Raw genomic sequence first — 13,597 nt, forward strand, 5'->3', positions numbered from 1 at the left:
GCGGACTGCCGAAACGGCGTCAGCGCTTGCGCCGGCGACCACGTCCACCGCGTCCGGTGGCAGCCTGCGGAGTGTGGGTGTCCTGCGGACCGTACGCCCCCGCCCGGACCCCTGCGCCCGCTCCGACCGGAGTCGGCTCGACACCCATGGGAACCGCCGCGGAGCCCGGCCGGTCGGCCGAGACGACCAGCGCCGCGAGAGCGGTGGTGACCGGTACGGACGCCACCAGGCCGATCGAGCCGACCAGCGTGCGCACGATCTCCTCCGCGACCAGCTCGCTGTTGGCGACCGTTCCCACGCTGCTCTGCGCGATCGAGAAAAGCAGCAGCAGGGGGAGCGCGGCGCCCGCGTAGGCCAGAACGAGGGTGTTGACGACCGAGGCGATGTGGTCGCGGCCGATGCGGATGCCCGCGCGGTACAGCCCGCGCCAGCCCATCGAGGGGTTGGCCTCGTGCAGCTCCCAGACCGCCGAGGTCTGCGTCACCGTCACGTCGTCGAGGACACCGAGCGAGCCGATGATGACGCCGGCGAGCAGCAGACCGCTCATGTCGATCGACGGAAAAAGACCATGGATCAGACCGGTGTTGTCGTCCGTGTTGCCGGTCAGCGCTGCCCAGCCGATGAACAGCGAGCCGAGGATGCCGATCAGCAGCAGCGAGATCAGCGTGCCGAGCACCGCCACGGACGTTCTCGCCGACAGCCCGTGACACAGATACAGGGCGATCAGCATGATGGCACTCGCCCCGATCACGGCCACGACCAGCGGGTTCGAGCCCTGAAGGATCGCGGGCAGGATGAAGAAGTTCAGGATCAGGAAGCTGATCGCCAGCGCCACCAGGGCCATCAGGCCCCGCAACCGCCCCACGACCACGACGGCCAGCGCGAAGATGCCGGCGAGCAGGGCCATGGGGAGCCGGCGGTTCACGTCGGTGACCGAGTACTGCAAATCCTTGGGGGCGGAGGGCTCGTAGGCGACCACGACCTTCTCGCCCTCGTCCAGCTGACGTGACTGGTCCGGTTGCACGATCTCGGTGAACGTACGGCCCTTGTCCTTGCCGGTGTCGACACGGATGGTGGCCTTCTTGCAGGTGCCGTCGGCCTGTTGCTGGGCGGAGGAGCCCTCGGCGGTTGAGGTGTCGCCGGTCGGGGTCCCGCCCGAGGCGTTCACGGACTTGCAGCTCACCTCGTCGACCTTGGTGACCGTGGCCTGCTGGGTCTGCCGGTCGAATCCGACGCCGGTGCGCTCGTGCCCGGGGGCGCCCCCGGGCCACAGCACGGCGAGACCGACCAGGACGGCGGCGCCGAACGGGATGAGGATCGCCGCGATGACCTTGCGCAGGTGCTGGGAGACCGGGGCCGCCGGGCCGTGGCTGTGGCTGTGGCCGTGCGAGCTTCCGTGCCCACCGCTCCCTCCAGCGCCGCCAGCGTCACCGGCACCGGGGCCTGGGCTGGTGCCCGTTCCGTGTCTGCCATCGGCGTCATGGCCGCGATCGTGGCTACGGCCGTGGTCGTGGCCGTGCTGGTTGTGGTCGTGACCGTGGTGGTCGTGGTGGTCGCGATGGTCGTCGTGACCACCATCAGGTCCGGGACCGCGTCCGACCGGGCCACCCGTGCCGGGACCGCGTCCGACCGGGCCACCCGTGCCGGGACCGTGATCGCCCCGGCCGCCGGAGCCGGGACCCTGTCCGCTCCAGTCACCCGGTCCAGGCGTGTTCCAGCTGCCCGTACCAGGCCCGCTCCAGTCGTCCGGCCCGCGCTGAGGACCGTACCCGGAACCGTGCCCGGCCCTGCCGCCCGCACCCGCTCCCGCGTTTACGCCTCCGCTCCCGGGCCCGCGCCCGGCCCCGGTGCCAGGGGTTTCGCCTCTGCTGCCGGGGCCACGGGGTGGCTCGGGCGGGTACGGGGGCTGAGGTGTCGTGGTCACCGACCGATCATCGCAAGAACGGCAGGGGCCCTCTGTTCACCGCGCCCGAATTGACGCTAGCGTGGGGGCACCTTTGTACACGCGGGAGCTCGGAGCACCGGGCTGAGAGGGCGCTGACCTCCGTCCCAGCGATGTTTCACGTGGAACATCGTCACCACTGAGTGACGTTCCCCACGAAACGTCGGAGGACGGAAGCCGCTGCGTCGACCGCCGAACCTGTTACCGGGTAATGCCGGCGTAGGGAGTAGGTCTCATGACCATCAAGGACGCACGCACGCCTGCCTCCAGCCAGGACGAACAGCCCATTCAGGGCGAGGAGTCCACGGAGAGCGGGAAGTCCATCGGCTGGCACAAGGCGTACGTCGAGGGTTCGCGCCCCGATCTGCGGGTGCCGGTCCGACAGGTGCACCTCACCAACGGGCAGTCGGTCACGCTGTACGACACCTCGGGCCCGTACACCGATCCCGCGGCCGAGACCGATGTCCGCCGGGGCCTGGCCCCGCTGCGAGAGAACTGGATCATCGCCCGCGGCGACACCGAGGAGTACGCGGGCCGTCCCGTCCGTCCCGAGGACGACGGCATCAAGCACACCTCGCCGCGCGGCGGCAATCTGCGCAACCTCGACGCGGTCTTCCCGGGGCGGCCCCGACTCCCGCGCCGGAGCCGTGACGGCGCGGCGGTGACGCAGCTGGCGTATGCGCGCCGCGGCGAGATCACGCCCGAGATGGAGTACGTGGCCATCCGGGAGAACGTGGCGCCCGAGGTCGTACGGGAGGAGATCGCGGCGGGGCGCGCGGTGCTCCCGGCCAACGTCAACCACCCGGAGATCGAGCCGATGATCATCGGCAAGCGGTTCCTGGTGAAGGTCAACGCCAACATCGGCAACTCGGCGGTCACCTCTTCCATCGAGGAGGAGGTGGAGAAGATGACCTGGGCGACGCGTTGGGGCGCCGACACGGTCATGGACCTGTCCACCGGCCGCAACATCCACACCACTCGTGAGTGGGTGCTGCGCAACTCCCCCGTCCCCATCGGCACGGTGCCGCTCTATCAGGCGCTGGAGAAGGTCGACGGCCGTGCCGAGGAGCTGACCTGGGAGATCTACAAGGACACGGTCATCGAGCAGGCCGAGCAGGGGGTGGACTACATGACGGTCCACGCGGGTGTGCGGCTGCCGTACGTCCCGCTGACCGCCAACCGCAAGACGGGCATCGTCTCGCGTGGCGGCTCGATCATGGCGGCGTGGTGCCTGGCCCACCACAAGGAGAGCTTCCTCTACGAGAACTTCGAGGAGCTGTGCGAGATCCTGGCCGCGTACGACGTGACGTACTCGCTCGGTGACGGCCTCCGGCCCGGCTCGATCGCGGACGCCAACGACGAGGCGCAGTTCGCGGAGTTGAGGACGCTCGGGGAACTCAACACGATCGCCAAGCGTTTCAACGTTCAGACCATGATCGAGGGCCCCGGGCATGTCCCGATGCACAAGATCAAGGAGAACATCGACCTTCAGCAGGAGATCTGCGAGGAGGCTCCGTTCTATACGCTCGGCCCGCTGACCACGGACGTCGCCCCGGCGTACGACCACATCACCTCGGGCATAGGCGCCGCGATGATCGCGTGGTGGGGCACTGCGATGCTCTGCTACGTCACGCCCAAGGAGCACTTGGGCCTGCCCAACCGTGACGACGTGAAGACCGGCGTCATCACCTACAAGATCGCGGCCCATGCGGCGGACCTCGCCAAGGGACACCCTGGCGCACAGGAGTGGGACGACGCGTTGTCGGACGCCCGCTTCGAGTTCCGCTGGGAGGACCAGTTCAACCTGGCCCTCGACCCTGACACGGCCCGGGAGTTCCACGACGAGACCCTCCCGGCGGAGCCGGCCAAGACGGCCCACTTCTGCTCGATGTGCGGCCCGAAGTTCTGCTCGATGAAGATCAGCCAGAGCATCACAGAGCGGTTCGGTGGTGCGGCGGCCGAGGGGGCGTCGCCGGAGGAGATCGCTGAGGGGATGTTGCAGAAGTCGAAGGAGTTCGCGGCGAGCGGGAGCCGGGTGTACCTGCCGCTGGCGGACTGACGTCCGTTCATCGGCGCTGCTCCGGAGGGGGGTTTGGTGTCTTCGGGGCAGCGCCGTCGTGGGTTCGGGGATGAGGGGTGGGTGGAGTCTTGATCGTTCTCAAGGTGACGGATGAGGCGCAGTCGCTGGTGTGGGACGGCGATGATCTGGTCGATCTGGTGGGCGGGGGCCGCCGATGGGGTCCTGACGGCGTGGAGCAGCCTGCCTCGTTCGTCCATGGTTATCCCTTCGACCGGAGCGTCGTCTCCTCGTCCGGTCGCTACTCCGTCGTCTATGCCGAGCGTGGGACCAAGGCGCTGCTGTTCGATGGTGATCAGCTCGTCCGTGAGCTGAACCGGAGCTATTACCAGGCCGATGTCTTCGACTATCCGGTGGCGCTCGGCGCGTTGCAGGACGGCCGCGAGGTGCTGGTCCACTGCCCGGATGAATACAACGTCCTGGAGATCGAGGACGCGGAGTCGGGAGAGTGGCTCACCGATGGCGAACGGCAGCCCAAGGACGTCTTCCACTCGCGGCTGGCGGTGAGCCCGGGCGGGACTCACCTGCTGTCGGCGGGCTGGGTGTGGCATCCGTACGGCGTGGTCGAAGTCTTCGACCTGACCGGCGCGTTGACCGACCCCGCTCTGCTCGACGGCCGGGGCGTGCTGCCCGCGGACCCCGGCATCGCTGCGGAGGTCGCCTCGGCCTGCTGGCTTGATGACGATCGCCTGGCTGTGGCGACCGGAGGGGAGCCTCGCGACGGTGAGGAGACCCCTGACCTCGGCCCAGGGGAGTTGGGTGTGTGGTCGCTCTCCGCAGGGGGGTGGATCCATCGCAGCAAGGTCGATTTCTGCATCGGCACCCTGATCGCGCGGGGCGACACGGTCGTCTCGCTGTACGGCCACCCGCGGCTGATCGATGTCACGACCGGCGCGGTGGTGGCGGAATGGCCCACCGTGAAGGTGCCCCAGAGAGACGGCAGCTACGGGGTCACCCACATTCCGACGCCCGTCGCTGCTCTGCACCCGGACGGCACCCGCCTGGCCGTGGCCCAGCCGGACACCATCGCCGTCATCACTCTTCCGGAGTTCACGGCGGCCGGAAAGCGGGTGTATCCGCCGATCGCGGAGTGATCGTCGGGCGGCGGGGACAGGCGTATCCCTTACTCCTGCCCATGCCGCCGGCCGGGCATCCGACTTGCGCTCCCCCGAAGGCGGCTCGCCGCGGCGAGGGGCGCAAGCCGGGGGTTACTCCGGCTGGTGTTCCGGGCCGCCGAAGTCCGGGCTGGTGTAGTCCGGGCTGGTGAAGCTGGGGCGTGGGCCCGTGGAGCCGTCGTCCGGGCTGCTGAAGCCCGGACGGCCGTAGCCGAGGTTCGGCATCCGGCTGGGTGCCGGCGGTGTCGCGCGGTGCAGGGCGGCCGCGGTGCCGGGGTCGGCCAGAGCGTCCCGCAGGAAGGGCAGCACGCCCCGCTCCAGCAGGGCGTCGTGCCAGGCTTCCCTGGCGCGGGCGACCTCCCCGGTCAGCTCGGCGTACGGCCCGGTGTCGACGAGCGAGGGGCGGTTGCGCAGGGCGGTGAGGAGGAGCCCCACCGCGGCGACCAGGATGGCCACCGCGGTCATCGCACCGAAGACCCAGCCCGTCGTCAGCATCGTCCTGGCGAACGCCTGTTCGGGGTTGAGCATCTTCAGGATGTAGCCGACGAGCAGGAATATCGCCGCGGCGGTCCCGGCGAGGACGGGAGCGAGCACCGCGACGACGGCGACGGCGCCCGCCCCGGCGGTCTCGGCGACCTCTCCCATGGTGGCGGCGAGCCCCGCCGCACCCGAGCCGGACTCCGTGGAGCCGGTCTCGCGCACGGACGTCGGGGTGGACGGCGCCGGCTGGCGCAGTTCCTCGCGGACCTTCACATAGTGCTGGTACTCGGTCGCCGCGGCCGCCGTGATGATCGCGGTGGCGTTCAGCGCCATGGTGCGCAGCTGTTCGGGATTCAGCCGCTGTCCCACAGCGGCCAGTTCCGGGCGGTGTGGGGCGGAGCGCAGCGCCTCATCGAGGATCCGCTCGTAATCCTGGCGGTCCTCGCTCAGCAGGTGCTGCGGAACGCTGTTCATGTGCATCCCCCGATGCTCCGTAGGGCTTGGGGCTCGCATGACTGTGAGCCGTCGGGCAGAAACGGAGGGGAGCCTGCTACGGATAAGCCGATGGTAGAGCGGTGACGGCACAGGGTGACAGGGGGTTTCCAGAAATTGGGCCCTGGCCTGCGCCGTCTCGGCTCAGTCCGTCATGGGGGATCGTCTTCCCTGTGAACGTTCAGATACCCAGGGGAAGTTGCTGGACCAGCAGTTTTCCGGCCATGGTCACTCCGCCGTCCATCGCGATGGCCAGGCCGTCGGCGTAGACGTGCGGTCCCTCGACCACCGGACCGCCCCCGTCCTCGCCGTCCTCGGAGCCGACCTCGCCCAGCAGATAGGGAATCGGGCTGTGACCGTGAACGATGCGGGTGCCGCCGTACGTATCCAGCAGCGAACGGACGGCGTCCGCCCCTCCCTCGTCGCGGAAGGAGAAGCGCTTGGTGAACTTGCGGAACAGGTCCCACACCTCGTCCGCGTCGTTGCGCGTGAGGGTCTCGCGGACGGTGTCGTTGACCGCCTCGATCGAGTCGCCGTAGTCGAGATAGGCGGTGGTGTCCGAGTGGACCAGCAGATGACCGTCGACGGACTCCATGGCGTCGAGCCGGGCCATCCACTGGAGGTGGTGGTCCTGAAGACGGTCCATGTCGGTCTTCTGCCCGCCGTTGAGCAGCCAGGCCGCCTGGAAGGTGGCGGTGCCCGCGCCGGAGTTGACGGGGGTGTCGGCGAACCGCTTCGCGCCGAGCAGCAGCAGCTCGTGGTTGCCCATGAGGGCCTTGCAGTAGCCGCCGGCCGCGGCGGCCTCGGCGGACAGCCGCATCACGAGGTCGATGACGCCGATGCCGTCCGGGCCGCGGTCGGTGAAGTCGCCGAGGAACCACAGCCGGGCGGTGCCGGCGCACCAGTTGCCCGCGGCGTCGATGAGGCCCTTCTCCTGGAGGGCGGCCATCAGCTCGTCGAGATAGCCGTGCACATCGCCCACGACGTACAGCGCGCCCGCCCCGTTCACGGTCTGCGGGATCGCGGCCGGGTCGACGGTCACCTGGAGGGTGTCACCGCGGTTGACGACCGGCAGGTTCCGCTCGGTGGGGGTGTACCCCTCCGGGTAGCCCTCGGGGTACGCCTCCTCGTGGGGCGGCGCGACATCGCCGGGGTGTGTGCTGTGGCCGTACGGACCGGTCTCGTGGACGTACGCGGGCACCCGGAAGTCGCGCAACGTCGCCGTCCGCTCCGTTTCGGGTCCCTGACCGGCCCCCTGAGTCATCAGACCCCTCCACCATCGCGCCGCATCTGCACCGCTTCGGACTGCCTGGTCGCAGCGGCCCGCGGTGTCGTGGGCCCATCATAGGAATGCGGATCGCGCCATGTGATGACCCAGGGGTGGTGAATCAGCGCAAGAGTGCAGTTCACCGCGGCTTTCGCCCCGATTGGGCAGGGCTTCGGCCATCTGCTGACGGCCCTCCCGTCGCCTCTTTCCGTGCGGACGGGTCTCCGTCCGTCGCCCCCGGCGCCGCTTCCCGAACGGACGCCTCTCGGTCCGCCGCTCCCGTCGCCCCTCCCGTGCCGACAGCCCTCGGCCCGCCGCCCCACCCGGCCGGGCTCCGCTCCTCCCGGCCGGGCTTCGCTCCTCCCGGCCGGGCTTCGGCTGCTCGCTGTAGGCGTACTACTTCTCCTCAGGTGACCGGGGCGGGCTGACGGTCGTCCGGGGCGGGCGCCGCTGGGACGAGGTGCGCACGATCAGTTCGGTCGGTATCACCTGCTCGACCGGCTGGTCCGACTCCACCCCCTCGATGGCGTCGATGAGGAGCTGGACGACCGCTGTGCCGATCCGCCGGGGCTTCAGCGAGAGCGTCGTGATGGGCGGTTCGGTGCTGGCGTACACGGTGGACTCGCTGCAACAGACCAGAAGCAGGTCCTCCGGTACGCGCAGTCCGTAGCGGCGGGCGGCGGCCAGCAGGTCGGTGCCGTTCGGGTCGAACAGCCCGTAGACGGCGTCGGGCCGGTCGGGCCGGGCCAGCAGTCGGTCGGCGGCCACGGCGCCCGCACAGGGGTCGTGGGCCGGGTAGGCCTCGTACACCGGGTCCTGGCCGACGCGTTCGCACCAGCGCAGATACGCCGTGGTCGACAGATGGGTGTACGTGTCCGTCGTCGTCCCGGTCAGCAGGCCGATGCGGCGGGCGCCGGCGTCGGCCAGATGGTCGAGGATGCCGAGTACGGCGGCTTCGTGGTCGTTGTCGACCCACGCGGTCACCGGCAGCTCGCCGGCCGGACGGCCGTCGGAGACCACCGGGAGGCCCTGCCGGACCAGCTCGCTGACCACCGGGTCCTGGTCGGACGGATCGATGACGACCGTGCCGTCCAGGGCGACGTTCGACCACACGTCGTGGCGCGAGGTCGCCGGGAGGATGACGAGCGCGTAGCCGCGGGCGAGCGCGGCCGACGTGGCGGCCCGGGCCATCTCGGCGAAGTACGCGAACTCGGTGAAGGTGAAAGGTTCATCCCCGTACGTCGTCACGGTCAGGCCGATGAGTCCCGACTTGCCGGTACGGAGGGTTCGGGCCGCTGCCGACGGGCGATAGCCCAGCCGGTCGGCGACTTCACGGACATGGCGTCGGGTGGCGTCCGGGAGCCGGCCCTTTCCGTTGAGGGCATCGGAGACGGTCGTGATGGAGACTCCGGCGGCGGCGGCCACGTCTCTGATGCCCGCCCGGCCCGGTCGGCTTCCTCGACGTGAGGTTTCCGCGCGGCTCACCTGGTGCTTCCCTGCTGCTGTCATGGCGAGCCGATAGTAGGGCTCATGCGGTGGGGTAGTGCGGACGCATATGCACGCGTTGACAGGCACGTTTCTGCATGGTCATCACCCGTCAATTCCCTTCGAATGAAAGGGAGTTGAACGATCCAATGGCATTACGTGGCTTGTCGGCACGCATGAGCCTGCCAAGTTCTCGATGTTTCGAAGAGGTCTCAACTCACCTTCACGAGGGATGCGCGCCACGGCGCGCACTACCGGCGCATAGATATATGTGAGAGCGCCCTGCGATTCGTCTGCCTTCGGTCGGTGATGCCCCTGATGCCTGTGGGGCTGATGGGGTTTGCGGTCTCCTGCGTCTCACCTGTACGCACCGGGGCCGAATCCTCATAAGGTGTGGAGTATTGGAAGCCGGCGGCGTGGACGGGCCGCCGGTGGTCGCGAGGAGGACTGCGGTGAGCGAGACGAGCCCCAAGCTGCGCGCCGAGCTGGAGGGTATCCCCACCTACAAGCCGGGCAAGCCCGCCGCGGCCGACGGCCCGGTCGCCTACAAGCTGTCCTCCAACGAGAACCCCTATCCGCCGCTGCCCGGTGTGATGGAGAGCGTCACGGCCGCGGCCTCGTCCTTCAACCGCTACCCCGACATGGCCTGCACGGGCCTGATGAACGAGCTGTCGGAGCGCTTCGGCGTCCCGCTCACCCACCTCGCCACCGGCACCGGTTCGGTCGGCGTCGCCCAGCAGCTCATCCAGGCGACCTCGGGCCCGGGCGACGAGGTCATCTACGCCTGGCGGTCCTTCGAGGCGTACCCGATCATCACGCAGATCAGCGGCGCGACCTCGGTGAAGGTGCCGTTGACGCCGGGTGATGTGCACGACCTGGACGCGATGGCCGGCGCCATCACCGAGCGGACACGGCTGGTCTTCGTCTGCAACCCCAACAACCCGACCGGCACGGTAGTGAAGCGGGCGGAGCTGGAGCGGTTCCTCGACCGGGTGCCGAGCGATGTGCTCGTCGTCCTCGACGAGGCGTACCGCGAGTTCATCCGGGACCCCGAGGTGCCCGACGGCGTGGAGCTGTACCGCGACCGGCCGAACGTGTGCGTCCTGCGGACCTTCTCCAAGGCGTACGGCCTCGCCGGCCTCCGCATCGGATTCGCCATCGCCCATGAACCCGTGGCGGCGGCGCTGCGCAAGACCGCGGTGCCCTTCGGTGTCAGCCAGCTCGCGCAGGACGCGGCGATCGCCTCGCTGCGCGCGGAGGACGAACTGCTCGGCCGGGTGGGCTCTCTGGTGTGTGAGCGCAACCGGGTCGTCGAGGGGCTGCGCGCTCAGGGCTGGACGGTGCCCGAGACCCAGGCCAACTTCGTGTGGCTGCGGCTGGGGGAGCGCACGGTCGACTTCGCCGCGGCGTGCGACCGGCACGGTGTGGTGGTCCGTCCGTTCCCCGGCGAGGGTGTGCGGGTGACGATCGGGGAGGCCGAGGCGAACGACATCTTCCTGAAGGTGACGGAAGGGTTCCGTAAGGAGCTCTAGTTTTGTGGGGTGCTCAGGTTCGCCGGGGAGAGCCGGTCGTCCACGAAGCTCCAGTCCTCCATGAAGCCCTAGTCCTCCACGAGTTCGACGCGGACGGGGTCTCCGTTCCGTACGGAGGCCAGCAGGCCCGGGTCGCCGTCCAGACGGCCCAGAACATTGCACGGACTCGCGAGGCGGCACTCGTCGCCCCGCGAGATCGGCGTGGGCCCGTAGGGGAGCGCGAGGGCGTCGCCGTCGGTCCAGAAGGCCACCGTGCCCGGTTCCACGACCTGTTGGGCGTTGGTTTCACGTGGAACCGAGACGCCGGTGTCGAAGTAGACCTCCTGTCCCCAGGTGTGGGCGGTGGAGGCGAGCGGCAGCGCCTCGGTGAGGGCCTGTGCCGTCGGGGTGTCGTCGAGGGATGCGGTGAGGTGGCCCGAGGGCCATGAGAGTCGTATCTGCACGACATGAAATTCAACAAGATGTTGAAGTAGCTGCCAAGGGGTCGGGGCTGACGGCCGGGGTGACGCAGGAGACATGACCCCCCTGCCGTCCGTCGAAATTCAGTACGTCATACTGGGCTTGTGAATGTGAACGCGTTCACAAGCGTGTCCCGGTTGCTCCATTGATGCGTGTGACATAAGGGGCAAACTGCCGCTGTACCACGGCACGTAAGGAGACTGACGACGTGGACCTGGCTCTGGCGCCGGAGACACTGGCGCGATGGCAGTTCGGCATCACCACCGTCTACCACTTCCTCTTCGTCCCTCTGACGATCTCGCTCGCCGCCCTCACGGCCGGCTTGCAGACCGCCTGGGTGCGCACGGAGAAGGAGAAGTACCTCAGGGCGACGAAGTTCTGGGGCAAGCTCTTCCTGATCAACATCGCGATGGGTGTCGTCACCGGCATCGTGCAGGAGTTCCAGTTCGGCATGAACTGGTCCGACTACTCGCGCTTCGTCGGCGACATCTTCGGTGCGCCGCTCGCCTTCGAGGCCCTGATCGCCTTCTTCTTCGAGTCGACGTTCATCGGTCTGTGGATCTTCGGCTGGGACAAACTGCCGAAGAAGATCCACCTGGCCTGCATCTGGATGGTCTCGATCGGCACCATCCTGTCGGCGTACTTCATCCTCGCGGCCAACTCGTGGATGCAGCACCCGGTCGGCTACAAGATCAACGAGGCGAAGGGGAGGGCCGAACTCACCGACTTCTGGCTGGTGCTGACGCAGAACACCGCCCTCGCCCAGGCCTTCCACACCCTGTCCGCCGCGTTCCTGACCGGTGGCGCGTTCATGGTCGGCATCTCCGCCTTCCATCTGCTGCGCAAGAAGCACATCAGCGACATGAAGCCCTCGCTGCGGCTCGGCCTGGTCACCCTCATCGTCGGCGGCATGCTCACCGCGATCAGCGGTGACACCCTCGGCAAGATCATGTACGAGCAGCAGCCGATGAAGATGGCCGCGGCCGAGGCGCTGTGGGACGGCGAGCAGCCGGCTCCCTTCTCGATCTTCGCCGTCGGTGACGTCGACAAGGGCCACAACAGGGTCGCCATAGAGATCCCGGGGCTGCTGTCCTTCCTGGCCAAGGACGACTTCAGCTCGTACGTTCCCGGCATCAACGACGTCAACAAGGCCGAGCAGGAGAAGTACGGGCCCGGCGACTACCGGCCCAACATCCCCGTCGCCTACTGGGGCTTCCGCTGGATGATCGGCTTCGGCATGACGTCCTTCGCGATCGGCCTGCTCGGACTCTGGCTGACCCGCAAGAAGTTCATGCTGCCGCAAGCCCTGCGGGTGGCTGACGACGAGGTGCCGCATCTCGTGCTGCTGCCCCGGGGCACGAAGGCCCTCGGCCCGAAGCTCACCCAGTGGTACTGGCGTATCGCCGTGCTCACCATGGGCTTCCCGCTGATCGCCAACTCCTGGGGCTGGATCTTCACCGAGATGGGCCGTCAGCCGTGGGTCGTCTACGGCGTCCTTCAGACCCGCGACGCGGTCTCCCCCGGTGTCTCCCAGGGCGAGATCCTCACCTCGATGATCGTCTTCACCACGCTGTACGCCATCCTCGCCGTCGTCGAGGTCAAGCTGCTCGTGAAGTACGTCAAGGCCGGCCCGCCCGAGCTCACCGAGGCCGACCTCAACCCGCCCACGAAGATCGGCGGCGACACCCGTGACGCCGACAAGCCGATGGCCTTCTCGTACTAGGCCCAGGGAGATCGAGTCATGGAACTTCACGACGTCTGGTTCGTACTCATCGCCGTCCTGTGGACCGGCTACTTCTTCCTGGAGGGCTTTGACTTCGGGGTCGGCATCCTCACCAAACTGCTGGCCCGGAACCGGCCCGAGAAGCGGGTGCTGATCAACACCATCGGCCCCGTCTGGGACGGCAATGAGGTCTGGCTGCTCTCGGCGGGCGGCGCGACCTTCGCCGCCTTCCCCGAGTGGTACGCCACGCTCTTCTCCGGCTTCTATCTGCCGCTGCTGGTCATCCTGGTCTGCCTGATCGTCCGAGGTGTCGCCTTCGAGTACCGGGCGAAGCGGCCCGAGGAGAACTGGCAGCGCAACTGGGAGACCGCGATCTTCTGGACCTCGCTCCTCCCCGCGTTCCTGTGGGGCGTCGCCTTCGGCAACATCGTGCGGGGCGTGAAGATCGACAAGAACTTCGAGTACGTCGGCAATCTCTGGGACCTGCTCAACACCTACGCCCTCCTCGGCGGAGTGGTGACGCTCACGCTCTTCACCTTCCATGGGGCGGTGTTCACGGCGCTCAAGACCGTCGGGGACATTCGGGAGCGGGCACGGAAGCTGGCGCTCCAAGTCGGGCTCGTCACGGCCGTGTGCGCGCTGATCTTCCTGGTGTGGACGCAGATCGACGGTGGGGACGGCAAGAGCCTGGTCGCTCTCGTGGTCGCGGTGGCCGCGCTGGTCGCCGCGCTGGTGGCGATTCAGGCGGGGCGTGAGGGCTGGTCGTTCGCCCTCTCGGGGGTGACGATCGTGGCCGCCGTGGCCATGCTCTTCCTGACGCTGTTCCCGAACGTCATGCCGTCCAGCCTCAACGGGGACTGGAGCCTGACGGTCACCAACGCCTCATCGAGTCCGTACACCCTGAAGATCATGACCTGGTGTGCCGGTATCGCCACGCCGATCGTCCTGCTCTACCAGAGTTGGACCTACTGGGTGTTCCGCAAGCGCATCGGAACGCAGCACATCGCCGAAGCCGCGCACTGAGG

At 68.4% G+C, this 13,597-nt stretch carries 10 protein-coding genes; 5 read left to right on the forward strand and 5 right to left on the reverse strand.

All coding sequences use genetic code 11. From position 1 onward, the window contains the following. Positions 1 to 19: 19 nt before the first annotated feature. Entirely contained in the window at positions 20 to 1,276 is a 1,257-nt protein-coding gene (locus tag OG866_RS22175; RefSeq protein WP_443063553.1) for a YibE/F family protein, read from the reverse strand. A 901-nt stretch (positions 1,277 to 2,177) separates the two neighbouring features. Between OG866_RS22175 and thiC the strand changes: the two genes are divergently transcribed. Then, a complete protein-coding gene (thiC, locus tag OG866_RS22180; protein WP_329337160.1) occupies positions 2,178 to 4,001 on the forward strand; it encodes a phosphomethylpyrimidine synthase ThiC in 1,824 nt (607 codons plus the stop codon). 104 nt (positions 4,002 to 4,105) lie between these two features. Continuing rightward, positions 4,106 to 5,113 (forward strand): hypothetical protein, encoded by a 1,008-nt coding sequence (locus tag OG866_RS22185; RefSeq protein WP_329337161.1) that lies wholly within the window; start codon positions 4,106 to 4,108, stop codon positions 5,111 to 5,113. A gap of 114 nt (positions 5,114 to 5,227) precedes the next feature. Here the strand turns inward: OG866_RS22185 and OG866_RS22190 are convergent, their stop codons facing one another. The 3 genes from OG866_RS22190 to OG866_RS22200 form a co-directional block, all read right to left on the reverse strand. Beyond that, positions 5,228 to 6,094 carry a hypothetical protein gene (locus OG866_RS22190; protein ID WP_329337163.1) on the reverse strand — a complete coding sequence of 289 codons (867 nt, stop codon included), beginning with the start codon at positions 6,092 to 6,094 and terminating at the stop codon, positions 5,228 to 5,230. A 193-nt stretch (positions 6,095 to 6,287) separates the two neighbouring features. After that, positions 6,288 to 7,370 (reverse strand): metallophosphoesterase, encoded by a 1,083-nt coding sequence (locus OG866_RS22195; protein ID WP_329337164.1) that lies wholly within the window; start codon positions 7,368 to 7,370, stop codon positions 6,288 to 6,290. Positions 7,371 to 7,769: 399 nt separating this feature from the next. After that, complete coding sequence (locus tag OG866_RS22200; RefSeq protein WP_329337166.1) at positions 7,770 to 8,882, reverse strand: LacI family DNA-binding transcriptional regulator; 1,113 nt, start codon at positions 8,880 to 8,882, stop codon at positions 7,770 to 7,772. Between the two features lie 428 nt (positions 8,883 to 9,310). On the opposite strand from OG866_RS22200, the gene hisC reads away from it, so the two are divergent. Next, the gene (gene hisC / locus OG866_RS22205; protein ID WP_329337167.1) at positions 9,311 to 10,390 is read left to right on the forward strand and encodes a histidinol-phosphate transaminase; all 1,080 of its coding nucleotides are present in this window, start codon (positions 9,311 to 9,313) and stop codon (positions 10,388 to 10,390) included. Positions 10,391 to 10,458: 68 nt separating this feature from the next. Here hisC and OG866_RS22210 read toward each other — a convergent pair whose 3' ends face one another. Beyond that, entirely contained in the window at positions 10,459 to 10,833 is a 375-nt protein-coding gene (locus tag OG866_RS22210) for a cyclophilin-like fold protein (protein ID WP_329337170.1), read from the reverse strand. A 224-nt stretch (positions 10,834 to 11,057) separates the two neighbouring features. Here OG866_RS22210 and OG866_RS22215 point away from each other — a divergent pair, with 224 nt between their 5' ends. Both OG866_RS22215 and cydB read left to right on the forward strand, forming a co-directional pair. Then, positions 11,058 to 12,572, forward strand: coding sequence for a cytochrome ubiquinol oxidase subunit I (locus OG866_RS22215; protein WP_329337171.1), 1,515 nt, complete (start codon positions 11,058 to 11,060; stop codon positions 12,570 to 12,572). Positions 12,573 to 12,590: 18 nt separating this feature from the next. Further along, complete coding sequence (gene cydB, locus OG866_RS22220) at positions 12,591 to 13,595, forward strand: cytochrome d ubiquinol oxidase subunit II (protein ID WP_329337172.1); 1,005 nt, start codon at positions 12,591 to 12,593, stop codon at positions 13,593 to 13,595. Positions 13,596 to 13,597: the final 2 nt, after the last annotated feature.

The sequence above is a fragment of the Streptomyces sp. NBC_00663 genome, from assembly GCF_036226885.1.
GTDB lineage: Bacteria > Actinomycetota > Actinomycetes > Streptomycetales > Streptomycetaceae > Streptomyces.

Coding starts and splice junctions, on each gene's coding strand:
- OG866_RS22190 (WP_329337163.1), bottom strand. CDS start 6,094: ATGCACATGAACAGCGTTCCGCAGCACCTGCTGAGCGAGGACCGCCAG.
- OG866_RS22195 (WP_329337164.1), bottom strand. CDS start 7,370: ATGACTCAGGGGGCCGGTCAGGGACCCGAAACGGAGCGGACGGCGACG.
- OG866_RS22200 (WP_329337166.1), bottom strand. CDS start 8,882: ATGACAGCAGCAGGGAAGCACCAGGTGAGCCGCGCGGAAACCTCACGT.
- cydB (WP_329337172.1), top strand. CDS start 12,591: ATGGAACTTCACGACGTCTGGTTCGTACTCATCGCCGTCCTGTGGACC.
- thiC (WP_329337160.1), top strand. CDS start 2,178: ATGACCATCAAGGACGCACGCACGCCTGCCTCCAGCCAGGACGAACAG.